General features: G+C 37.3%; 26 protein-coding genes. 21 read left to right on the top strand and 5 right to left on the bottom strand.

All coding sequences use genetic code 11. From position 1 onward, the window contains the following. Nucleotides 1-22: 22 nt before the first annotated feature. A complete protein-coding gene (locus tag PGC35_RS02825) occupies nucleotides 23-1,000 on the bottom strand; it encodes a nuclease-related domain-containing protein (protein WP_375218118.1) in 978 nt (325 codons plus the stop codon). 350 nt (nucleotides 1,001-1,350) lie between these two features. Here PGC35_RS02825 and spoIID point away from each other — a divergent pair, with 350 nt between their 5' ends. The 12 genes from spoIID (at nucleotide 1,351) to PGC35_RS02765 (ending at nucleotide 9,358) form a co-directional block, all read left to right on the top strand. Continuing rightward, complete coding sequence (gene spoIID, locus PGC35_RS02820) at nucleotides 1,351-2,313, top strand: stage II sporulation protein D (protein ID WP_375218117.1); 963 nt, start codon at nucleotides 1,351-1,353, stop codon at nucleotides 2,311-2,313. A 10-nt stretch (nucleotides 2,314-2,323) separates the two neighbouring features. Continuing rightward, on the top strand, nucleotides 2,324-2,986 hold the full coding sequence (locus PGC35_RS02815; protein WP_053590509.1) for a M23 family metallopeptidase: 663 nt from the start codon (nucleotides 2,324-2,326) through the stop codon (nucleotides 2,984-2,986). A 255-nt stretch (nucleotides 2,987-3,241) separates the two neighbouring features. Then, on the top strand, nucleotides 3,242-3,517 hold the full coding sequence (locus tag PGC35_RS02810; RefSeq protein ID WP_053590508.1) for a sporulation transcriptional regulator SpoIIID: 276 nt from the start codon (nucleotides 3,242-3,244) through the stop codon (nucleotides 3,515-3,517). Between the two features lie 382 nt (nucleotides 3,518-3,899). Beyond that, nucleotides 3,900-4,892, top strand: coding sequence for a rod shape-determining protein (mreB, locus tag PGC35_RS02805; RefSeq protein ID WP_375218116.1), 993 nt, complete (start codon nucleotides 3,900-3,902; stop codon nucleotides 4,890-4,892). A 39-nt stretch (nucleotides 4,893-4,931) separates the two neighbouring features. Further along, nucleotides 4,932-5,771, top strand: coding sequence for a flagellar hook-basal body protein (locus tag PGC35_RS02800; RefSeq protein ID WP_375218115.1), 840 nt, complete (start codon nucleotides 4,932-4,934; stop codon nucleotides 5,769-5,771). A gap of 91 nt (nucleotides 5,772-5,862) precedes the next feature. After that, a complete protein-coding gene (locus tag PGC35_RS02795; protein WP_375218114.1) occupies nucleotides 5,863-6,702 on the top strand; it encodes a flagellar hook-basal body protein in 840 nt (279 codons plus the stop codon). A gap of 24 nt (nucleotides 6,703-6,726) precedes the next feature. Next, nucleotides 6,727-6,993, top strand: coding sequence for a DNA-directed RNA polymerase subunit beta (locus PGC35_RS02790; protein WP_375218113.1), 267 nt, complete (start codon nucleotides 6,727-6,729; stop codon nucleotides 6,991-6,993). 21 nt (nucleotides 6,994-7,014) lie between these two features. Continuing rightward, nucleotides 7,015-7,455, top strand: coding sequence for a 3-hydroxyacyl-ACP dehydratase FabZ (gene fabZ / locus PGC35_RS02785; RefSeq protein ID WP_053590503.1), 441 nt, complete (start codon nucleotides 7,015-7,017; stop codon nucleotides 7,453-7,455). 154 nt (nucleotides 7,456-7,609) lie between these two features. Continuing rightward, entirely contained in the window at nucleotides 7,610-7,975 is a 366-nt protein-coding gene (locus PGC35_RS02780; RefSeq protein WP_375218112.1) for a hypothetical protein, read from the top strand. A 124-nt stretch (nucleotides 7,976-8,099) separates the two neighbouring features. After that, nucleotides 8,100-8,450, top strand: a complete 351-nt coding sequence (locus tag PGC35_RS02775; protein ID WP_375218111.1) for a hypothetical protein — start codon at nucleotides 8,100-8,102, stop codon at nucleotides 8,448-8,450. Between the two features lie 104 nt (nucleotides 8,451-8,554). Then, a complete protein-coding gene (locus tag PGC35_RS02770) occupies nucleotides 8,555-8,917 on the top strand; it encodes a hypothetical protein (protein ID WP_375218110.1) in 363 nt (120 codons plus the stop codon). An 84-nt stretch (nucleotides 8,918-9,001) separates the two neighbouring features. Continuing rightward, nucleotides 9,002-9,358 (top strand): hypothetical protein, encoded by a 357-nt coding sequence (locus PGC35_RS02765; protein WP_375218109.1) that lies wholly within the window; start codon nucleotides 9,002-9,004, stop codon nucleotides 9,356-9,358. A gap of 22 nt (nucleotides 9,359-9,380) precedes the next feature. Here PGC35_RS02765 and PGC35_RS02760 read toward each other — a convergent pair whose 3' ends face one another. Continuing rightward, on the bottom strand, nucleotides 9,381-9,821 hold the full coding sequence (locus tag PGC35_RS02760) for a YwpF family protein (RefSeq protein ID WP_375218108.1): 441 nt from the start codon (nucleotides 9,819-9,821) through the stop codon (nucleotides 9,381-9,383). Between the two features lie 267 nt (nucleotides 9,822-10,088). On the opposite strand from PGC35_RS02760, the gene PGC35_RS02755 reads away from it, so the two are divergent. Next, entirely contained in the window at nucleotides 10,089-10,487 is a 399-nt protein-coding gene (locus PGC35_RS02755) for a single-stranded DNA-binding protein (protein ID WP_375218107.1), read from the top strand. 87 nt (nucleotides 10,488-10,574) lie between these two features. On the opposite strand, the gene PGC35_RS02750 is transcribed toward PGC35_RS02755, so the two are convergent. The 3 genes from PGC35_RS02750 to PGC35_RS02740 all read right to left on the bottom strand — a co-directional run bounded on the left by PGC35_RS02750 (nucleotide 10,575) and on the right by PGC35_RS02740 (nucleotide 15,766). Next, a complete protein-coding gene (locus PGC35_RS02750; RefSeq protein WP_375218106.1) occupies nucleotides 10,575-13,289 on the bottom strand; it encodes a DEAD/DEAH box helicase in 2,715 nt (904 codons plus the stop codon). Then, a complete protein-coding gene (locus PGC35_RS02745; RefSeq protein WP_375218105.1) occupies nucleotides 13,286-14,866 on the bottom strand; it encodes a hypothetical protein in 1,581 nt (526 codons plus the stop codon). The genes PGC35_RS02750 and PGC35_RS02745 overlap by 4 nt, the downstream gene beginning before the upstream one ends. Nucleotides 14,867-15,373: 507 nt before the next feature. After that, the gene (locus PGC35_RS02740; RefSeq protein ID WP_375218104.1) at nucleotides 15,374-15,766 is read right to left on the bottom strand and encodes a helix-turn-helix domain-containing protein; all 393 of its coding nucleotides are present in this window, start codon (nucleotides 15,764-15,766) and stop codon (nucleotides 15,374-15,376) included. A 169-nt stretch (nucleotides 15,767-15,935) separates the two neighbouring features. On the opposite strand from PGC35_RS02740, the gene PGC35_RS02735 reads away from it, so the two are divergent. From PGC35_RS02735 to panF, 8 genes are all read left to right on the top strand, one after another. Continuing rightward, complete coding sequence (locus PGC35_RS02735) at nucleotides 15,936-16,322, top strand: hypothetical protein (RefSeq protein ID WP_375218103.1); 387 nt, start codon at nucleotides 15,936-15,938, stop codon at nucleotides 16,320-16,322. A gap of 129 nt (nucleotides 16,323-16,451) precedes the next feature. Further along, the gene (locus PGC35_RS02730) at nucleotides 16,452-16,907 is read left to right on the top strand and encodes a transcriptional regulator (RefSeq protein ID WP_375218102.1); all 456 of its coding nucleotides are present in this window, start codon (nucleotides 16,452-16,454) and stop codon (nucleotides 16,905-16,907) included. A 436-nt stretch (nucleotides 16,908-17,343) separates the two neighbouring features. Continuing rightward, entirely contained in the window at nucleotides 17,344-18,159 is an 816-nt protein-coding gene (locus tag PGC35_RS02725) for a flagellin N-terminal helical domain-containing protein (protein WP_375218101.1), read from the top strand. Between the two features lie 340 nt (nucleotides 18,160-18,499). Then, complete coding sequence (locus PGC35_RS02720; protein ID WP_375218100.1) at nucleotides 18,500-19,882, top strand: S41 family peptidase; 1,383 nt, start codon at nucleotides 18,500-18,502, stop codon at nucleotides 19,880-19,882. Between the two features lie 15 nt (nucleotides 19,883-19,897). Next, the gene (locus tag PGC35_RS02715) at nucleotides 19,898-20,575 is read left to right on the top strand and encodes a hypothetical protein (RefSeq protein WP_375218099.1); all 678 of its coding nucleotides are present in this window, start codon (nucleotides 19,898-19,900) and stop codon (nucleotides 20,573-20,575) included. Then, entirely contained in the window at nucleotides 20,572-21,831 is a 1,260-nt protein-coding gene (locus tag PGC35_RS02710; protein ID WP_375218098.1) for an efflux RND transporter periplasmic adaptor subunit, read from the top strand. Before PGC35_RS02715 ends, PGC35_RS02710 begins: the two co-directional genes overlap by 4 nt. Before the next feature lie 246 nt (nucleotides 21,832-22,077). Beyond that, the gene (locus tag PGC35_RS02705; RefSeq protein ID WP_375218097.1) at nucleotides 22,078-22,338 is read left to right on the top strand and encodes a YhdT family protein; all 261 of its coding nucleotides are present in this window, start codon (nucleotides 22,078-22,080) and stop codon (nucleotides 22,336-22,338) included. Next, nucleotides 22,335-23,780, top strand: a complete 1,446-nt coding sequence (gene panF, locus PGC35_RS02700) for a sodium/pantothenate symporter (protein WP_375218096.1) — start codon at nucleotides 22,335-22,337, stop codon at nucleotides 23,778-23,780. Before PGC35_RS02705 ends, panF begins: the two co-directional genes overlap by 4 nt. Nucleotides 23,781-23,791 lie beyond the last annotated feature (11 nt).

The following is a 23,791-nucleotide window of genomic DNA, read 5'->3' as shown; positions in this document are numbered from 1 at the left end:
GAATAATTTGATTGCTTACGTTTTAAGTTTGGTTGCTTTTAGAAAAAGATGGTTGCTCTTTTCCATTTATTAGTGAGTATTTTCTGTTACGAGACTGACCAGTACTTATTAATAATGGATTTCTTAATATTTTTGAAGCTTCATGCTTATTGTTTAACAACAGGAACTGTTGGCATTCTTGATTTGTTATAGTATTTTTAAATACAAAAAAATAATCTTTAAGTGTACTTTCATGTGCATTTTTGTTATAAGTTTTACACGCTGGACAATACCAGCTCCTAATTACTTTTTTCATTCCAATATATCCACAAACACATTCTACTCCTTTTAGAAGAGAATTAGGTTCTATACCAAAGTAATTGATTAAAGGAAATGGTTGAAAATCTTTGTTATTTTTAAGCAGATAGTTCTTTAAGGAATCCAATTGCGAATCAGTAAGAATAGGTAGGCCAACATTAATACTTCTAATAAAGGGTTTGATTCCTCTTCGAAATATAAGGGCTTTATTTGCAGGAGCAACTTTTATATAACTAGAGGTAAACGCAAAGACGACTGCACTATAGATAGGTAAAGAAATTCCTATAGATTTAAATAGTTGTATTAATTGATATTCATATTCCTCTAATTGAAGAACAGGATTTTCAAAAGTATGAGATTCACCTGTCTCAAGCTTTCTTAACAATTGTTGATCGGTGAAGATTATTTCTCCGTTAATATTTTTTACTTCGAAGATTAATGCATAGTAGGGAGTAATAATAATAATATCCATTTGAAAAAGAGTATCAGAGTATAAAGAAATATTATGAAAAACATAGAACTTATAGGGCAACTTCAATTTTTCAAGAACTTTCATTACCGCTTCTTCTCCTATTTCACCTGCCTGATTTTGATAAAATTCATTTTTAATTTTGAAAAACTTTGGATGATTTTTTGGTAAGCGTTTATATAGTGTGCGTAGTGCTTTAACATATTGAGAAGCTGAATATTTTTTGGCTATCATTCTCTCACCTCGCACATAGGTTACCATATCTGGATGAAAATATAGAAATCACTAGAATGCAATTCTTGAGGTCTATTTTGTATGAAAATGATTCAATAATCGAATTTTTGCAACTAAAAGTGTTTCAAAATAAGATTTTTGCACTTTAAAAATGATATAGTTGCTCAAATAGAGATTTAGTTGCTCTTGTTATAAATTGATCGCTCTTAGCATTTAATTATATGTTTTAAACATAAATTAGGACCCCTTTGCCACATAACGTTATTTAATGTTAAATAATTCCTTCTCATTAGTTTTCCATCTAAAAATGCTTGTTCATTTTCCCTCTCTTTCTAGCATATAGTACCTCTATGAAACAAAACATACTCTTATTATTCATTGTCATATGCCTCCTGTTACTACCGTTCTTATTAATCAAAGAAAAGCATGACGCAAAATCACCACCCTCATTGGAACTAGATTTTGAAATTGAATGTCCAATACTAATCGAAGTGAAAGGGGAACAACAGAAGATTCCTCTCGAAACGTACGTTTTAGGAGTTGTAGCTGCGGAAATGCCTATTTCTTTTCATGAAGAGGCTTTAAAAGCACAATCTATCGCTGCTCGGACGTATGTGTTACGCGAGACGAATTATGGGGAAACGCCTATTGAAAAAACGGTGCAAAAACAAGTGTATGCAAGCGAAGAAGAACGAAAGAAAAAATGGGGATCTTCCTTTGAGGAATATGAGGAAAAACTCCGTAAAGTCGTCGCTTCTACCGAGGGAGAAATCATTGTTTATAAGGATCAGCTAATCACGGCTATGTTCTTTTCGACTAGTAATGGACAAACAGAGAGTGCGGAAAATTATAGTGGGTATGCGATTCCGTATTTAGTTTCTGTACCGAGTGAAGAGGAAGAGCTGTTTGCGCCAAATGTAAACAAGCAATTCGAGTATACAAAGAAGGAATGGGCAAATGCTTTTGGATTAAAGTGGTCTGAAAGTATAGCGAAAACATTTCAAGTGACGAAGACAGATTCTAACCGCGTAGAGTCAGTACAAATAAACGGCAAAACGTGGACAGGCCGTGAAGTTCGGACATTACTAGGACTACCCTCTACGGATTTCAAAGTTACATTCAAGAATGATAAGGTGATAGTAGATACGGTCGGATATGGGCATGGAGTAGGGATGAGCCAGTACGGTGCAGAGGTGCTGGCACACGATTCTGTAGGTGCACATGACATTCTTCTTCACTATTATAAAGGAACAGAAATAAAAAGTTTTTCAACGTGTTTAAAATCTCCTTCAAATGCAAATAATAGCAATTGAGGTGATGAAAATGAGAGAAGAACAATCAAACAAGCCTTCTCAGAAGAATAAAAATCCGAAGAAACCGTGGTTTTGGCCACTAATTTATGCGGGGTTTTCGGTAGCATTCGTAGGAATGATTTGGGGGTATAACGTGTTTGTTGACACGGATACAGCAGGGGAGTCCAAATGGACCGATGCTAGTAAGGATCCTGATAAAGTAACTATCGAAACGAATGCACAAGCAGAATCTATGAAATATCCTTTCAAAGAAACTTTGTTGGATAGCATGGAAGTCGTACAGCACTATTATGACATGGAAGCAGATGAAGCGACACGTGAAAAATCATTACTCGTGTTCAATCAAACCTATGTAGCGAATACGGGTGTATCCCTGTCGATGAATGGAGAACCATTCGAAGTAGTTGCAGCAATGAGTGGAAAAGTAGAAGCAGTCAACGTAGATCCTTTTGTAGGAGATGAAATCGTCTTATCCCATGCAAATGGTATGCAAACAAAATATCGCTCTGTCACTGGCATTCTAGTAAAAGTAGGAGATGTTGTGGAGCAAGGACAAGCACTTGCAACTTCATCTGAAAATGAATGGAACCCTACTGCAGGTGTTCACTTGCAATTTGAGGTTTATAACGAAGAGGGTATCCTAGTCAATCCGGAATCATTACTAGCGTTTTAAACATTATTTATTTAAATTTTAGCGTGAATGTGCTGAAATGGGGAATTCTGGTTAAACCTGAGTTTCAAGCATCAAGTGGACTTAAAGCCTCCAATGGAGGTAAAGATTTCGTTCGGACTACATTGAATAAATTCGATGTAGTCTTTTCTGCGTTTTGCAGAAGTAAACACTCAAGTCGAATTTGAAATTCATAAAAACCGATACGATTGCATAAAGTGATGAAAAGTGTTCCTTTACTAACGAAAGGAAGAGTTAGTGCACGAAACGATACGTCATAGATGCATACGTTTAGGGGAAATGGTAATTGAAACAAAGAAAACTGTCCGTGCCATCGCGAGCACGACCGGTCACTCTAAAAGCACTGTTCATAAGGATTTGACGGAGAGGCTCCATTTAGTGGATCCGCAATTGGCGAAAGAAGTCAAAGAAATACTTGCGTATCATAAATCGGTCAGGCATTTACGCGGTGGAGAGGCAACGAAACGAAAATGGAAAACAAAAAAGGAAGATGGGAAAGGTCGTGATTTGTAATAAATCACGGCTTTTTTCTTTTGGAATAGTTGCCTTTTGCTACTCTTTTATGATCAATGGTCTCAAATAGTCTCGAATGGAGAATAATTGGTCTCGGTTTTAAACAAAATTGGTCTTGTTATGTTAAAATATTTTTTTGCCATTCTGAATGGAATGGTAAACTAGAAAATAATACCGTTACACAAATGATATAGAACTAGTTATAAAGTTCTACTATAATTCTCCATTTGCTGAATAAAAATCAAAAAGAAGGAAAATAGTAAGGGTTTATTTGTCAATAAAAAAAGTGTTTTTATGACAAAACTATGATAAAATTATAAGTTAGAGACGTATGGAATTATACATATAAAAAGGTTTAGGTAGGGAAGGAGAAACATTGTTAATGTTTGCGAAGGATATAGGAATCGACTTAGGAACAGCGAACGTATTAATTCATGTAAAGGGTAAAGGGATTGTTTTAAATGAACCATCCGTAGTTGCTATAGATAAAAGCACGAACAAAGTGCTTGCAGTTGGAGAAGAAGCACGTCAAATGGTGGGCAGAACACCAGGGAATATTGTTGCTATTCGCCCACTAAAAGATGGAGTAATTGCCGATTTTGACGTGACAGAAGCAATGCTAAAGCATTTTATTAACAAATTAAACGTAAAAGGATTTCTATCTAAGCCTCGCATTTTAATTTGTTGTCCTACTAACATTACAAGTGTAGAACAAAAAGCAATTCGAGAAGCAGCAGAAAAATCGGGCGGTAAAAAAGTGTATTTGGAAGAGGAACCTAAAGTTGCAGCAATTGGAGCAGGAATGGATATTTTCCAACCAAGCGGTAATATGGTAGTAGATATCGGTGGAGGTACTACAGATGTTGCAGTACTTTCAATGGGAGACATCGTTACTTCTGAATCTATTAAAATTGCCGGAGATGTTTTTGACAACGACATCCTTCAATATATAAAAAAAGAGTACAAGCTTTTAATTGGGGAACGTACAGCGGAAAACATAAAAATTACGATAGGTACTGTATTTCCAAATAGTCGTAATGAAGAGATGGATATTCGTGGACGTGATATGGTAACTGGACTTCCAAGAACCATTACCATTCGTTCAGAAGAAATTGAAAAAGCATTACGCGAATCAGTTTCTGTTATTGTACAAGCTGCAAAAAATGTTTTAGAAAAGACACCGCCTGAATTATCGGCAGATATAATTGACCGTGGCGTAATCATTACTGGTGGGGGAGCACTTTTACATGGAATGGATCATCTTCTTGTAGAAGAATTGAAAGTGCCAGTATTTATAGCAGAGAGCCCTATGGATTGTGTAGCGATAGGCACCGGAATCATGTTAGATAATATTGATAGAATCTCAAGAAGATAACTGGCTGGTTCTGCAGCTGGACAAAGAGGAGGCATTCTAATGTTTCGTGGATTTCATACAGTTGCATCTGGAATGATTGCGCAACAGCGTAGAACGGAATTACTGACAAATAATATGGCAAACGCAAATACGCCTGGATATAAAGCGGATCAATCAGCGATCAGATCATTCCCTGAAATGTTTTTATCCAAATTAGGTCCTTCTAATATTCCAACGGATGCTCCTATCAACGGAAAGTATGCGACAGGTGTTGGAGCAGTAGGCACTGGTGTTTATATGCAAGAAACAATCGCTTTGATGCAGCAAGGTCAGCTGCAAGAAACGGGCTTGAATACGGATATTTCTTTGATTGATGGTTTACTACCAGAAGATGCAGAAACGGGTCAACCAGGTGCCATTTTTTATCGTTTACAGCATCCAGTGGAAGGTGAAGCATACACTCGCAATGGGAGCTTCACATTAGATGCAGAAGGATTTTTAACAAATCCTCAAGGTCTGTATGTTCTTGATTCAAATGGGCAACGTATTCAGCTTCAAAATGATGATTTTCGTGTTGCCGGTGATGGGCAGATTTATGTAGAAGATGCGGCAATCGGGCAAATTGGTGTTTCTTTTTCCACTCAACCAGAAACATTGATTAAACAAGACAATGGTTTATTTAAAACTGCGGATGGCACAAACTTGCCTTCAGCTTACGATACGGAAAACGTTAGTTTTTCGATGCAACAAGGATATATTGAACGCTCCAACGTAGATACGGCTAAAACAATGACGGAAATGTTAACAGCATACCGAGCTTTTGAAGCAAATCAAAAAGTACTTCAAGCATACGACCAAAGCATGCAAAAAGCAGTAAATGAAGTAGGACGAGTAAATTAGAAATACGTAAGGCAACAGAAGTCGGAAGCTAGACAGTAACAATATAGAAAAATTTATTCTTCTTTCTAAATTTAAGAGGAGGCACCCATAGATGTTACGTACAATGGTTACAGCTACGAATACAATGTCACAGCTTCAAAGTCAAATCGACATTATTGGAAACAACCTTGCGAACTCCAATACGCATGGCTATAAAGCGAAAGATGTAAAATTTCAAGAGCTTCTATACCAACAATTTAACAATGACAAGTTGGACAAAGTAGATCGTCAATCACCCGTAGGAATCCGATATGGTGTTGGAGCATCACTTGCACAGGCATCCATGAACTGGAAGCAAGGAAGTCTCCAATCTACAGGACGTGATTTAGATTTTGCTTTTCAGGAACCAAAGCAATATTTTAATGTTTTAATGCCAGATGGAGAAAATGGCCAACAGACTGCTTACACTCGTCAAGGTGCATTTTATGTTTCGCCAATGGAAAATGGGAACTTAATGCTAGTAACAGGAGATGGTTATCCTGTGGCAGATGCAGCTGGACAAGCAATTACTATTCCAGATAACGTTTCAAGTTTTTCTGTAAATGAATCTGGTGTACTAACAGCAAATTATCCAGATGGTTCTACTGATCAAAGAGAATTAGCTGTTTCTGTTTTACAAAAACCACAGTTAATGGAACAGCTTTCTGAGACGTACATTGCATTGCCGAACAATTTGGCAGAGTTAGGTGTCAATGCACAAGATGTGATAATTGACCTTCAAGGTGCTGAACGTCGTGAAATAGCTTTAACGAATCAAGTATTGGAAATGTCTAATGTAGATATGTCAAAAGAAATGACTGAGTTAATGACTGCTCAGCGTTCTTACCAATTCAGTGCAAAATCAATAACGATAGCAGACCAAATGTTAGGTCTAATAAATGGAATAAGATAATCTTTTCCGTAAGGAGTTGGGCTCATGACAGAAGAAGTTAAAATTTCTGGCAGACAACAACGAAAAATAGAAAAAGCGCAAGAAACTAAAACTGAAACGAAAAAAATCAATTGGGTCCAAATTCGCATGTTCCCAATATGGCTGCGTATACTAATAGTTATCGCACTCCTTGTAGGAGCAGCTGCAGCTGGTTTAATGGTTGGATACGGGGTCCTTGGAGAAGGATCTTCGAAAGACGCACTCAAATGGGAAACGTATCAGCATATTTTAGATATTAAAGACGGTAAATAGGGACATATCGGAGGGAAAATTATGTTAACAACAGAGCAAGTTCAAGCGATTTTACCTCATCGTTATCCATTTTTAATGATTGATCGAATTCTTGAAGTAGAAGAAGGTAAACGAGCAGTAGGACTTAAAAATGTCACGATAAATGAAGAATTTTTTAATGGCCATTTCCCAGGATACCCAGTGATGCCGGGAGTATTAATTGTAGAGGCATTAGCGCAAGTTGGAGCAGTAGCAGTTCTTCAAATTCCTGAAAATAAAGGAAGACTCGCTTTTTTCACTGGTATTGATAATTGCAGATTTAAACGCCAAGTTAAACCAGGTGATCAATTAAAGCTAGAAGTAGAACTAGTTAAACTTCGTGGAGCTATGGGCAAAGGGCATGGTATCGCAACAGTAGACGGTGAACTTGTTTGTGAGGCTGATATCCTCTTCGCATTAGGACCAGTAGTAGACAATCAATAATAGTATTCCGCTCTAAAAGAGGGTTATACTTTTTTCATTTTTTCAATCAAAAAAACAGGCAGGAATGCCATAGGATAGTTCCTTCCTTTCTGGACAATCTATTGTAAATCACCATAGTGTGATGAACATTAACCAGAAAAGGAGGAATTTTTTTATGTGGAAAAAAGCTGTTCCTGCTTTAACATTGAGTGCCTTTTTATTGGTTGGGTGTAATAATAATGATAATGCAGCACCGAATAATGATGAAACACCAATGGAAGAAGTTGGGGAGGATGTTAACGACCTCTTTCCTGATATGAACGACCTTACACCTGATGTGAATAATAACAATGGTAATGGCATGAATGGAATAGGTGGCACTAACACGAATGAAAGTGGATATAATGGTGGTGCTGGAGACAACGGTCTAGATGATGTAGTTCCAAATGAAAACAAAGGGATCAATGAAGACTTAGTTCCAGATGCAAACAACGATACTGGTCAAACGATGCAACAAGAAATAAAAGAAATAACGAAGTAAAAGCAATCTGATACAATCAATAATGAAAAAACAGGCATTTATGCCATGGAATAGTTCCCTCCTTTCCTGGACAATCTATCGTAAATCACCTTAGTGTGATGAACATAAAAGGAGGAATTTTTTTATGTGGAAAAAAGCTGTTCCTGCTATAGCATTAAGCGCTTTTTTATTGGTAGGATGTAATAATAACGATAATGCAGCTCCGAACAATAACGAAACACCAATGGAAGAAGTTCGAGAAGATGTAAATGATCTCACACCTGATATGAATAATAACAATGGCAATGGAATGAACGGCACAGGTGGAACAAATACGAATGACAATTACAATAATAATGGCCAAAACAATCCAGCCGGCAATGATGGTGGCGCAGGTACTGGTACTAACAATGGTGTAAATGACGAGACTGTTCCGAACGCAAACAACAATAATCGTCAAACGACGAAACAAGAAATAAAAGAAATAACGGAGTAAAAAACAGGCATTATTGCCATGGGATAGTTCCTTCCTTTCCTGGATAACCTATTGTAAGTCACTAAAGTGTGACGAACATAATCCAGAAAGGAGGAATTTTTTTTATGTGGAAAAAAGCCGTTCCTGCTGTAGCATTGAGTGCGTTTTTATTGGTTGGATGTAATAACGACAACAATGGTGTTCCAGATGATAATGAAACTCCAATGCAAGATGTTCAAGAGGGTGTAGACGAGATCACACCTGACATGGATAATAACAATAATAATGGTACAAACGGAAATGGTATGGGTGGAACAAATACTAATAACGATAACGATTTAGACCTCGATGATGGCGTTGACCACGGTGACGATGGCGAAATCGGTGAAAACGACAACAACGATAACAACAATAACAATGGCCTCAACGGCAATAATGGCAACAACGGTAACAACATGGATGGAATAATAAACGACAAGGATCAATGATTAGATTAATTTGCATAACAGCCCATGGGATAGTTCCTCCCATCTTGTAACCATGTGATGAACATAAAAAGGAGGAATTTATTTATGTGGAAAAAGGCAATTCCTGCAGTAGCAATGAGTACTTTCTTATTAGTCGGATGTAATAACAACGATGAAGGTGCCGCTCCTAACTATAATGACACACCAATGGAAGATGTTCAGCGAGGTGGGGACGACTGGAATAATAACAATGGTACTAACGGTTATGGCGGGACAAGAGGACCAAACGGAATGAATGGAACAGGTGGAACAAATGGGACAAATAATGGTTACCAAGATACAGTTCCAAATCAATCGAATGGTTTCAATGGTGTTAATGAAGATGTAGTTCCTGAAATGAATGGGGCAAACAACGAAGCAGGTCAAACGATTAAACAAGATATAAAAGAGAGAAATGAGTAAAAAAAGTGCTGACTCCATTGAGTCAGCTTTTTTTTATTTGGTCTGTTTTTAGCTTAGGTCTTGTTTTCATGTTTTTTTCAAATTTAGCTAGTAATTCTTCTCCAGTTAGTCCTTCTTGTATCAATTCTTCAAGGAGCGATTCTGCATATTTTCTTCGTACGTGCTTTAATGTACCTTTTAACAATACAGAAATATGTTGTCCAATTTCTTTCACTGAATATGTAACAACTTCAAAATTTGCGGGTTCATTTTCAGGATAAGAAATAATAACTTGCACATTCAGGATTTCATTGGTTGATTGAAATTCTTGAAAAAGATTCTCATATTTTTTATCGATAAATAGCTCCAATATCCAAGAACGGCTTGTATTTTCCTGATTGATCACAATACCATCTTCAAGAGAAATAGGAACTATCTCATCTTCGCGAATAACATCAATTGAAATCATTTTAAAAGTTTTCATCTGCATTCTCCTTATGAAGGATTTAATTAAACCATATTATAACATAAGAAGGATGCACGGATAGGTGGAACTACTGGCAAAATAATAAAGAAATGCGAAATTTCCATTTTTGATTTTTATAAAGCTTGTATTATGAAGGTTTCAGAAAAATGAATGTTACAAGAATCGCATTTTGAATGAAAAAACGAGCCTAAAATGCCATTTTCGACTTTTGCTAACTATTTGGAATAGCTTTATGATGTTGCTAATCAAATAGAAGGAGGTGAAATGGTGAACACAGTTTCATTAATCGGACGAATGACAAAAGCTCCACAGCTCAAATATTTATCCGAAGGAAGGCTACAAACAAGTTTTGTAATTGCAGTAAACAAGGGATATAAAACCGATGAAGCGGACTTTGTGCTATGCACGATTTGGGGAAAGCTCGCAGAAACGACCGTAAAGTATTGTGGCAAAGGCTCACTTGTCGGGATAACAGGTAGACTTAATACGAGGTCATATGAAAAAGGAGAAGGGAGAGTGTTCGTAACTGAAGTAGTTGTGGAGGACATCCGATTTTTAGTAACGAAGAAAAGAGATGATCAAGAACCACATCAACCGTACGAAAAGAAAATAGAATCAGACTTCGAATTTCCAACATCACATACAAATCAACTTCCAGTATAAATACTTATCAGACCGCACGCATTACCGTTGAATCATGAGAGAAAAACCTGACCGAAGAAGCACGGTCAGGTTTTGGTTTCTGTAAGATTAGATCGATAAAGTAAGAAGATCCTTCAGATCGGTGTCGGACATTTCGGTAATCCATTGGCTAGAATGAATCAATTCTTCCGATAATGCTTGTTTTTCAACAAGAAGTTTGTCTATTTTTTCTTCAATTGTACCGATTGTAATAAATTTATGCACATGAACAAAGTTCGTTTGTCCAATACGGTAAGCACGGTCAGTTGCTTGATTTTCAACAGCCGGATTCCACCAGCGATCGGCGTGCAATACATGGCTTGCTGCGGTTAAATTTAATCCAGTTCCACCTGCCTTTAATGATAACAGAAAGACTGGAAACTCTTTTGCTTGGAACGCTTCAACAAGATGGTCACGTTGATTTTTTGGCATACTGCCTGTTAAGAACGGAGCATCAATATCATATAGCTCTGTCAGGCAATGCTGCAACAAATGGCCCATTCCAATATATTGAGTAAAGATTAAACACTGCTCACCACTAGCGGCGATTTCTCCCGCCATTGTCACTATACGTGCAAGTTTTTCGGAACGATCGAGCATATCTTCTGCATCATCAAATGGCTCTTTTAAATAAAGGGCAGGATGATTACATAGCTGTTTAAGCTTGCTTAGCATTTTCAATATAAGTCCTTTTTTCTCAAAGCCGCTGAGCGTATCAAGTTTACTAACTGTTTCTTGTATAAGCGATTCATATAGCGCAGCCTGCTCAGTAGTTAACGCACAATATTCCCGTTGCTCCAGTTTTTCAGGCAAGTTAAGAAGTAATTCAGGATCTTGCTTCGTTCTTCTTAATAAGAAAGGTTGGATTTTCACACGTAACTTATGCTTAATGGATTCTGAATTATCGCGCTCAATCGGCACAATGTAATTTTCTTGGAACTTTCGGAAAGAGCCTAAGTACCCTTTATGAATAAAATCAAAAATAGACCAAAGCTCAGACAATCTATTTTCAACAGGTGTTCCAGTTAACGCAATATGATGTGCACCATTCAGTTTACGAATGGCACGTGATTGTTTTGTATGCATGTTTTTAATATTTTGAGCCTCATCTAGTGTGACACTAGCCCACACGATTTCTTCCAATGACTCGATATCTTGCATTGCAGTACCAAAAGTGGTGATGACAACATCCGCTGTCATATCAATTTCTTTCGTACGGCCAGATCCATAATGTGTCTGTACTTTTAAAGATGGTGCAAACTTTGCAAGCTCTTTTTGCCAGTTCCCAAGGACAGATGTAGGGCAAATGATAAGAGACGGAGTTGGCTGTTTATCCTTTTCATGTACATGCAATAAGTACGAGATTAACTGTACGGTTTTCCCAAGTCCCATATCATCGGCCAAACAAGCTCCGAATTTATCGTTTCGCATAAATACTAGCCAGTCAAGACCAAGCTGTTGGTAAGGACGCAATGTTGTCAACAAATTTGGCGAGATCGGAATTTCAGGAAATCCTTTTTTCTCTGATAACTGATCCATCAATGATTTCAGAGACTTTTGCATTTCAAATTCGAATAATGGATCTTCATTTGACTGATCATTATCATCATCTAATGCAAGTGCAATTTCTTCGGGAATCTCTCGGAATAAAAGCTCTTTAACCGTCCAGTTTTCATCCTCCGATTTCTTCATGAGTTCCCTAATTTCATGCATCCATGCTGCATCGATTCGGAACCATTCATTGCCTGCTTGAATATAAGAACGATTTTCATTCACTAGCGTTTGAAAATCCTCTGCAGATATTTCCTGCCCATTTAAAGAAAAGCTCCAGTTAAATTTTAGGATCTCATCGAGACCAGCAGCTGTTTTATACGTATTTGCTGTTTGAGCAATGGTTTTTACACGCATTTTTGTTTCTTTCACTGCTTTCAACCAAGCAGGAAGGATAACCTCGAATCCAAGCGCCTGTAATTTCACTAAGTCATCTCTAAGGAAGACACGTACTTCCTCATCAGCCAATGGGGAAGAAAAGAAAATGTCTAAGTTAGATGGGTCAATAGAAGATATGAGCGAGAAGATTTTAGCTTGTGTTTCAGCAATATATTCACTAAAAGCATTCCATTTATCTGGTAAAGCATCCTTAATTGGCAAAGTTTTTTTCCGAAAGGAAGGTGTCCAATACACACTGCTCTTTTTGCCACGAACTACTGTTTCCAACAACCATGTATCATCAAACTCATCGGGTTCAGATAACCGTATAGCCACCATTAAGCTTGGATGAGTTGCCTGAGATTTAATTGGCCATCCACCTTGTTGGAAGAAAGGAACAAGCGATGGGACATCTTCCATTGTCAGTCCTGCTTGAAAAAGCTTTTGTTTGACAGCATTTGCAATAAGTATTTTTCCTTTTTCCTCGAGAGGCGCATTTACTTCAATGTTAACTCCATCAATCGTAAGCTGGCTCCATAAATCAGGAGAGGACCAAGTAGTTGCCGCATCTTTAAAAGTTCGAAGCCACTCATTAGAATCATGATTATCACCTGTAAACGTTATAAAAGGGTGGGCTTTCCCTGAGAAAATCTCCATCATTTCAACAGGAGTAGCAATAAGAGCATTCTCTTCTATTTGTGCCTGCAATCCAAAAAAACTTTGGCGATGATTGATATATAAGGAAGGAACCCATTGTTCAGCTGATGTACCAATAGATATTAAGCGGAAGTTCCCGTTTTCTGTCACATTTATTTTCAAGGGCAGATCTTTTGTAATAGATAAAGGTTGTATCATAATGGCAAATTTCCTTTCTCTATTTCTTGTTGTAATGCACGTAGACGGCGATATTTTTCCCGGATAGTATCTACATATTGATTCCAATAATCCGTGTCATTTGTTTTTTTCGCAATTTGCTTCATTTTCTTCCAAATTCGTACCGCTTGTTTATAACTATAGCGGTTTTTTTCTAATAGAAAGCGCATCGCATAATGATGATAGAGCGGTAATAATACTTCTGGTGCCTCTTCTTTGACGATAGGAAGTCCACAAGCTTCGGCATACTCTAGTGAAGAGTTAGCAGAATGATGCAGAGCCATCCAGTCCAGGTAACGTCTTTCTTTGATTAATAAATTTGAATACGCCTGAACTCCATATAGGCCAAAAGATTGGTATAGCTTCTCCATTTCGTTTGTGTCTAATTGAATTGCATCAAAAAGCAGTTCCAATCTGCGAATTAACATCACTCTTGATGGATTTTGAGCATATTCATTTAAATAAGTAGGTATGTGTGACAATAACTTTCGAGCAAGCTGGTTAGCAAGTTCTTTGTTGGAAGAATGAAGTGCCTTCTCGCAAACTTCGACCCATTCCAACAGCTGAACTGACTCCATTTGTTCAGCAGCTTTTATTAAATCGTCCATTCGAGACAATGTAAGATAAAAATATGGAAGTACCATATTTAGATGAATATCATCTTCTGTTTTATCGAGTGCCTGCAAATAAGCTACTTCTTTTTCACGTGTAGCCTTATCTGTAACTAGGGCATCCCAAAAAGACAAATAGACATGCTTTCGATAACTCATCAGTGTTTCCATCTCAAAATAGAAATGGCGAACACGCTTCATTAATTCGTCGTAAAATGCATCAGCAGCAAATAGTCTTGGCTTAGAAGCTAGCTGAGATAGTGAGTCATCTAAATCCTCTATATATTCGTTCAGAAAATGAAGCACACGGTTTCGCATATTGGATTCTGCGAATGGTTCTAAATATGGCCAAACCTTCATTAGGACGACAAAGTTAACATACACATCGAAAATCGGCTGCCATTCCCGTTCAAAAGGTCGAGATTTGCGTATTTGCGTCTGTAAATCATGCACCGCGAACTCTAAAAGATAAAAGCTATTCGGTGGATAATTGGAAATAAATTTACGGAAAAAGTTCTCAATCAGAATATCCCAGCTTCTTGGACTTCGCTCGTCTCTCAGTAACTTCAATTGTGCCTGATCCGTAGTAGAACGCCAATTAGAAATCCATGTCGATAAGGACTCATTTTGCTGATACAAATAAAAAACTGCCGCTACAATATGCCGACATGGCTTGTGCATGGGACACGGACAGTGAAAAGTATCTTCAAAAATATTGTAAGAGACCTCTAAACTGCTGACATCTCTCACGATAAAATCCACCCGGTGATCTTGTGGATAAAAATTCGTTACAAGCACAGCATTGTTACGAACAAAAAAAGCAGCACGACGAATAAGCTCCTCATCCTCTAAAATTGCAGGATGAAACTTCTTCTCAAACGTCTGCATGGACTTCTCGATATTTTCTTTATAATGGTTTGCTAGTTTTTGGGAAGAAGTAAGGTTCAAACAAATCTCTCCTAAGAAAAAAGGCTTTCCTTCCATTATACGTATAAACGGTCATTAATAAAAGGCATAGCTCCAAACCTAGGTAAAAAGATGAGTGAGTGGCAAAAAAGAAGGGGAACATAATGACCAGTAAATGTCAGAACGAGACGATTTCCACTGGAAGCGAGACCAAATTGTCGCAAACCGAGACTAATCCAGCTTGTACCGAGACAAATTAAGTGCTGGGCGAGACCATTTCTAATAATAAAGAGTTAACTTCATGTAATGAAAAATAATATTTAAATTAGACATTATTTGTCAGAACGAGACCATTTCCACTGGAAGCGAGACCAAATTGTCACTAAACGAGACTAATTCAGCTTAGACCGAGACAAATTAAGTGCTAACAGAGACCAATCTAACTAGAACCGAGACAATTTTCTAAACACAGTTCAGTTCAATAACTAAACAAAAAAAGCTTATGCTGTTTAATATTCCACAATTTTTGCAGAATAAGTAACATAAGCTTTAATTATTTTTTATAGCTTCAGTTAAAAGTTTCTTCGCATCTTTTTTGTCTAAAGCGTTTAATTTAGTCATAAAAAGTCGAAACTCTTTTGAATTCATAATGTATGGCATATATTCATTTTGTAGAGCAGCAGCATAACGAATCTTGTTTTCTCTAGCCTCTAAGCCAGGATTTCTACTTTTACCAAGCTTGTCTTCCAGCATATCTATAAATTTTTCCTTAGGAATAGCATAAACTCTTCGAATGTCTGGCAATAAATCGAGGGGAATCGCCAATTTACCTAATTCATATTTAGATAAAACGGAATGATCAATGCCTAAACGCTCAGCTGCTTCGATTTGTGTGATTTCTAATTGTTCCCGATATTCACGAATATGTTCATGAAAAGGCATCCGAGTACCCCCTTATCATTGAACCTAGAATATCTAATTATTGAAAGTGAAATATGAAAATCGCCAAATTGGCGATATTAATAAAACCATCTAATTAATAAGGTATAAAGAGAGCATACATCCTATTACAGTGATGTAAAAATTAGGTATTAAATCAATAAGAAAGGGAGTGAGTGGTGTAAATAAAATACAGTTTTACATACCTTCATTGCTTGATTTTCTAGATCATGAGCGACAACAGTGGTTGGAAGAAGTAAAAATAGTCGGTGTTAAAACAAGTAATATTAAGTATTTTATTGGTTATCCTACTCAAGAAACGACACGTATTGAACAGATAGTAGCAGATGATTTTACAATCTATGATTTGCATCTAAACTTCAAAACTAAAATACTTTCCTTTTACTTAGAAAGCGAAGACATGCCACAAGAATCAGTCATCCTTCAAAAAGTGTTTCAAACATTTGCTGTACGATACAATGAAAGAAAAGTAGGCTACTTACTATATGGTTCTGGAAGAAATAGACCGCAGTCAGCTAAGGTTTTATCATTGAAATAATATATGGAAGTAAGAAGTGCGAATACATAATAATGTGTTCGCTTTTTGGCGTTATGCACTACACGTAAATCATAAAATATGATAAACTAATATTAATCAGAAAATTCTAAACACGAGGGAGGGGATGAAATGTTACTAGTACAGTTGATGAAACCATTTTATACAAAGCACGAGGCTGGAAGAATTAAATTAGTGTTTGCTTATCAATATTTTTCCATTCGAAAAGAAGATGAACTATTTCACTTTATACCTGTAGAAGGAAAAGAAATAATAGTTAATGCTACTACGCTGCAAGTAGAGAATTTATCCGAAGTATTCGTTTTCCAAAAAGGAAACCGATTCATTCGTCTTCCACTTTACCAGCTCTTACTTGTTTCTGATATTCATATCCACTTACTGTCAATAATTGAGGCAACGAATAATGACTCTGTCTCGACTTCAATAGAAGGTGCGGAAGAAATCATCCAGCAGCTAGAGCAAGAAAACTATGATAGAATGATTGATTACTCTTTACTCCATAGAAACGAAGCATTATTCCATGAAATCCAAGAAATCAAGAACACTGATGGAGGATGCCACCTTTGAAGCTAATAGCCAAATAAAAAACACCTAACGAAAAAAGTAATTTTCGATAGGTGTTTTTATGTTTTCAAAAGTTAAAAGGAAGTAAAAAAGTAGAGAATTAATACGAAAGCGCTCGAACCAAATAATCCAAACAAAATATCCCCCCAGCTTAAACCTATGAATTTGTCGTTTTTCATGTCATTTGTCCTCCATATTTGTAGATTTCCCGGGAAATATCACTAAAGTATAAATGCAAAAAATAATATAAATATAACTTTCCATAGTTTACCCATAATAGTTAAATATAATCCTCAAAATACAACAATATTTCAGGTTTATTACAGGATTGTTACCGGTGCCTGGCACCAGTAACAACCCTGTAATAAATTTACTAGAAAACTTGAAAATATTTGGAAGTAGACGATATATACAAAAAGGGGCTTCGGGGGATGATCAGATGCTTGGAAAGTGGAATTCTACTGGGTTGTCGATAATAAGAAACATGAACGCCCAGTGGGCAATTGCAAATAAGTCCATGGAGCGAATAACTTCTGGATACCGTATTAATCGTGCTGCAGATGATCCTGCAGGTCTAGCTATATCCGAGAAAATGAGAGCACAGATTCGTGGTCTTGGACAAGCAGCAAGAAATATTCAAGATGGGATATCACTTGTTCAAACGGCAGAAGGTGCGTTAAATGAAACCCACTCCATCTTACAAAGAATGCGAGAGCTTAGTGTCCAAGCTGCAAATGATACGCTAACAGACAATGATCGAGAACAACTAGGCATTGAGTTTGAGGAATTAAAAAAAGAAATTACTAGAATATCTACAGATACTGAATTTAATACGAAAAAGTTACTCGACGGCTCCCAAAGTTCATTAAAAATTCAAGCAGGAGCAAATGCCGGACAACACATCGAGCTAACTTTTGGAAATATGGGAGCAGTAAGCATAGGAGTAAATGATCTTTCGATTTCAACAAGAGAAAAAGCTGATGAAGCGATTGGAGAACTAGATAAAGCGATTAATAAAGTGTCTAGTGAACGTTCGCGAATGGGTGCATATACGAATCGATTGGAACATGCATATAATAACGCGGTAAATATGGAAGAAAATTTAACAGCAGCAGAGTCTCGTATACGAGATGCGGATATTGCTAAAGAAATGATGGCGTTAACAAAAGCTAATATCTTAATGCAAGCTGGCCAATATGTGTTAAGACTCCACATGCAACAAGCCCAATCTATCTTGCAACTATTAAAACAATAGACCGCCCACTTCTAAGCAAAACCTAAAATCATATAACACACTAAACAATCGTGAAGAGCTAACCGTTCACGATTGTTTTTATTTCTATAGATACTTACGACTTATGGTTCATATATTATTACAGGGATGTTACTGGTGCCAGGCACCAGTAACATCCCTGTCACCAACAACACCTCCGTAATAAACCCTAGAAATTTGGGATATGTTGTATTTTGTTCGCTTCCATTGAGTGGTTTTTTTATATTGTATATTTTTTCGTAATATATCTGTAATAAATTTACGGCAGAATGGAAGATTTTCGGTTATGATAGGTTTATAAGCTTTAAAAGGGGGAAATGGAATGAAGAGGTTTTCTGGTTTTGCAATTATTCTATTTATTTTTAGTATATTGGTTGCTCCAGTTTCCGCTTTTGGTGCTCCACTTGATGAAGTGAAGCAAATCGTGCGTGAGGATTATAAGGGAGAAGTTCCGACTAATCTGCAAAGCGCCACTTCGATTGATGACATTATGAATCAATTGGATCCTTATTCTACATATTTTACAAAGGAAGAATACGAAAAGTACACAAACTCCATCAACAATACGACAACTGGGATAGGTGTTGTTATTGAAGAGCATGAAAAAGGGATTCAGGTTGTTAGCACGTTTGATGGTGGAGCAGCTGCTGGTGCTGGTATTGTATCGGGAGACATTATTTTAGAGGTGAACGGTACTTCTACTGAAAAAATGTCTATACAGCAAGCCTCATCGCTCATTACAGGTAAAGAAGGAACGAAGGTTCAATTAACCGTTTTAAAAGAAACGAATAAAAAAGAATCGTATACGTTAACACGCAAAAAATTCCATGTACCTGTTGTGACAAAGAAGTTGCTTTATGGAAACACAGGCTATATCGCAATTAATTCATTCTCCGAAAATGGGGCAAAACTCGTTCAAGATGCAAAGAATGCATTGCAAAAGCAGGGTGCTACTTCATTTATTCTTGACTTAACAAATAATGGCGGGGGGTATGTGCCTACTGCTGAGGAACTTATTGGTTTATTCCCAAATAGTCCTCACGCGTATTATCTTGAAACGAGAGGTCCTTCTGGGCTTGTGGAATCTGTAAAGCATGCGTCCTTATTTCCTAAAAATACAAAGGTTCTTGTAAATGGCTATAGCGCAAGTGCTTCTGAAATGACGGCAGCCGCTTTACTGGACCAAAAATCTGCAAAACTTTATGGTCAAAAAACGTATGGAAAAGGAACAATGCAGACATTTTATGAGTTGTCAGATGGATCTTTCTTGAAGTTGACAGTAGCATCTTTTACTGGACCAAAAGGGACAATTATCAATAAAACAGGTGTCACTCCAAATGTTGTGACGGAAGCAGGAAAGGAGCTTTCCCAAGCGCATTTAGACACAATTTTAGAAACAAATAAAACGTATAAAAAAATTCGTACACTTTCGAACATACCAGCCACAAAAGAATTTACAGTTACCTTTTCGAAAGAAATAAAAGACAATAAGGACCAAAAGAATATTGAGTTAGTAAAGCTTGGTGAAACCAACGGCGTGCCTATAACGATTAAACAAAATTCATCCAAGCAGTTCGTTGTAAAACCAAATGCACCATTAGATAAAGGAGCAGCATACTTACTACTCATCCATCCCAATTTTCAACCGAAAAATGGGACCGCGATGAAAAACGGTGCTTATGTGGAAGTAACTGTTCAACCATAGAGGGGGAACAAAGGAATGTTTTTTGAATTTCGATTTTGGAAATATCTTTTCAACAGAAATGAATTAATTGATTCGCTAAAGACTACAACGATGCGTAGCTTTGAGAAGAGAGTATGGTTTATCGCACTTTTAGGTGTTCTCCTGTTCGCACTTCAAGATATATGGGGAATGAATACAGAAGCACTTACCTCCATTTTCGCGAATGGATATGAGGACACTTATTCGGTAGCGAGAATTGTCTCCTTGATCGGTGTACTCATTTGGGCAATCTTATATATGGCATTTCATTTTTTTGGAATTGCCTTTCTCTTACATAAAATAACTAGTATTGATTTATCTAAAGCGGCTGTTTTGCAACTATTCGTTGTCGCTTTACTATTAATCGAAAAAGCCTTAAATTTTTTCATTTATGCTATAGTTGGCTACACAACTGAATTTTCAATTTTGTCTTTTGGACCACTGGCAGCAACGTTTTTAGATAATGAATTTTTCATTCATTTCTTTAATTATTTAACGTTAATCACTGGACTGATTATTGCGATTCAGTTTCATTTTCTGCGTTCATTCACAGAAATGTCCACTCGTAAACTATTAATCATTTTAATGGTTATCCAAATCGTACTTGCTCTCGTTTCAGCAGGATTTCATATTATCCCATTTGAAACTTGGTTTGAAGGGGGGCAATCTGTATGAATAAGGGATTTACTATAGGTATAGCAATCGTTGTCTCAACATTTATTGCTGCGAATGCCATTCTTTTATTCTCAGAAAAAAGCCAATTGGCTAGAAGCTATTATATAGAAGAATACGACAGAGCTCAGGCGAATACGTACGCTCAAGAAATAGAAAAAGAATCGCTAGTAGTTCCGGCGAAAGAAACGGTTGTTACAATTGATGCAGAGGCAATCAGTGATTTCAAAGTTGCGGAAGGGGATATTGTCCAACAAGGGGCAGAACTTGCGCAATTAAAAACAGAATCTGCCGATAACCAGCGTTCAATTTGGGAAGCAGAGCAGCAAGCATATATGCAGGAGCAGTCACAGCTTCAACAAATTATAAGTTCACTTGAATCGGAACGTGCAGGCTCGGACGCCACTTCCTATGGTGAAGGCTCTACAACAGGCACGACGACCGATGACGTGATTGACGTCAATGTCCAAGTAGATGTGAATGTTCCGCAAGATGGTAATTACGCACAAGCAATCGCAGAAGCGGAGCAAAAACTTGCGGAAGTCGATCGCAAGCTACAAATTGTCACAACGCAGCTTAGTCAAGAAACAGGCGATCTCTCATTACTAAGTCCTATTGATGGAAGTGTGGCGAGCATTGAAGAGGGAGACGGTATTTATTTCATTCGTATATATACGAATGAAAAGTCGGTACTCACATTTGCCAATGAAGAAGAATGGCATGAGATCATGGAAGGCCAAAAAGTAATGAACTACTCGACACATCGAGAAGGTGCAGCGGAAGGTAGTATACTTACTAAGTCTGCAGTGCCTGCCAACAAGTCAGAATGGCTAAAAGCATACAAACAATTAGACAATAAAATCAAAGAACCACTATACGAAGTAAAAATTCAATTAAATGAGCAGCCAGAAGAATTACCATTTGCCGCAAACATAAATTCCGTCATCACAACAGATGAAGTGGAAAACGCTGTACAAGTAAAGTCAAAATGGCTACTAAACAGAGCAGAACAAAAAGCTGAAATATACACATTAACAAACAGTGGTCGTATCGTGCGCACTCCAGTAACAGTACCATTTGACTTAAAACAATATGCTATTCTATCAGAAGGATTAGAGAATAACATGGTAATCATGAATGCAGACCTAAAACGAGATGACTCAACCGCATTCCTACCATTCCCTATGGACCTTCCAACATGGAATAGTATTAAAGCAGTCGGCTGGAAAGACTACATCAGATACTTGACCTATAAGTAAGAAATGTAAGGTGACAAGTACTTTGTGACAAGTGCCAGGCACCCAAACATTCATGTTAGTTTAAACAATCGCGAAAGTTTCAACTTTCGTGATTGTTTTATTTTTCGTGTTTGTTTGGGTGCCTGGCACCAGTAACACTGTTGTAATATTTAGAAAGTCTAAGTTTCTGGTATTAACTTGTTAACAAGTTAATTTAACTTCGCTATACTGAAGTAATGAATTGAAATTATAGGGGTGGATGGAAAGATGGATCCTCGTTTTAAAATTGCACATCGGGAAGCACTAATTGGAGTTGGACTGGCGATTGCTCATTTTATATGGTGGTTTGGTTTTGCATATGGGCTTGGATCTCGACCGGTAGAAGAGTATGCTTATATTCTTGGTTTTCCGGATTGGTTTTTCTATAGCTGTATTGTTGGTTTTATTCTCATATGTGTGACGGTTATTGTTTTGGCGAAATTTGTTTTGAAGGATGTTTCGTTTGAAGAAGAGGAGGAAGGGCTGTGAATATTGGAGTTATTATCCCTCTTATTATTTTTCTTGCAATTATTTTTATCATCGGATTTTGGTCTAGTAAAAAGCTGGAATCATCTACAGGGGGATTTTTGCAGGAGTACTTTTTAGGTGGACGAGAGCTTGGCGGCTTTGTTCTGGCAATGACGATGGTTGCAACGTATGGAAGTGCTTCAAGTTTTCTTGGAGGGCCAGGAACAGCATATACGATGGGGTTTGGTTGGGTTTTGCTTGCGATGACCCAAGTAGTGACGGGTTACTTTGTCTTACTTATTTTAGGGAAGAAGTTTGCAATTTTAGCTCGACGATATAATGCCATCACGTTAATTGATTTCCTGAAAGTTCGTTATAACAGCACGGCCGTTGTGTTGCTTGCAGCAATTAGTATGATCATCTTTTTATTTTCAGCTATGACCGCACAATGGGTCGGTGGTGGTCGCTTAATCGAATCGTTGACTGGTATGAAATATACAACAGCTTTATTTATTTTTGCAGTGTCTGTATTGGTTTATGTAGTAATCGGAGGCTTCCGTGCAGTTGCGGTAACTGATGCTGTCCAAGGTGGAGTTATGGTAATTGGAACTTTGATATTATTGATTGCCGTTATAATTGCTGGGGGCGGCGTGCCAAATATTATTCAGGACCTGCTTGCTGAAAATCCAAACCTTGTAACGCCATACGGCAATGAAGGGAACTTATCAGCAGCGTATGTGTCCTCCTTTTGGATACTTGTCGGAGTAGGAGTTGTTGGACTTCCGCAAATGGCAGTACGTGCAATGTCCTATAAAAACACTCGCTCTATGCACAGAGCACTTGTAATCGGAACGGTTGTTACTGGTTTTATTATGCTGAACATGCATTTAATCGGTATTTTTTCACGCACTATTTTACCGGGCGTAGAAGTTCCGGATACGGTGATTCCACTTGTGGCACTTAAGGTCCTTCCTGCTTGGCTTGCAGGGATTGTACTTGCTGCACCACTTGCTGCGATTATGTCGACAGTTGACTCCCTTCTTATTCTAGTGAGTTCTTCTATTGTAAAGGATGTTTATATTAACTATCTGAATCCGAATGCAAGCGAGAAAATGGTCAAAAATCTAAGCTTTGGGGTGACGACTCTATTAGGGTCTGTTGTATTTTTATTAGCATTGAATCCTCCTGACTTACTTATTTTCTTAAACCTTTTTGCATTTGGTGGGTTAGAAGCAGCCTTTATTTGGCCGGTCGTCCTTGGACTTTATTGGTCTTATGGCAATAAATACGGAGCGGTAGCATCCATGATCACCGGAATTGTTTCATATATTGCTTTGCATTTTTACAATCAATCAAACGGCAATCTATTCGGTGTGCACACGGTCGTAGTACCAGTCATCTTATCGCTACTTGCATATGTCGTGTGTAGTTTATTAATAAAGAGAACAAAATACAAATTTTAAAAAGGAGTTCC

This window comes from Psychrobacillus sp. PGGUH221, assembly GCF_042055255.1.
GTDB lineage: Bacteria > Bacillota > Bacilli > Bacillales_A > Planococcaceae > Psychrobacillus.
The sequence above is the reverse complement of the archived record's forward strand: the minus strand, read 5'-3'. Positions and strand labels throughout refer to the sequence as shown.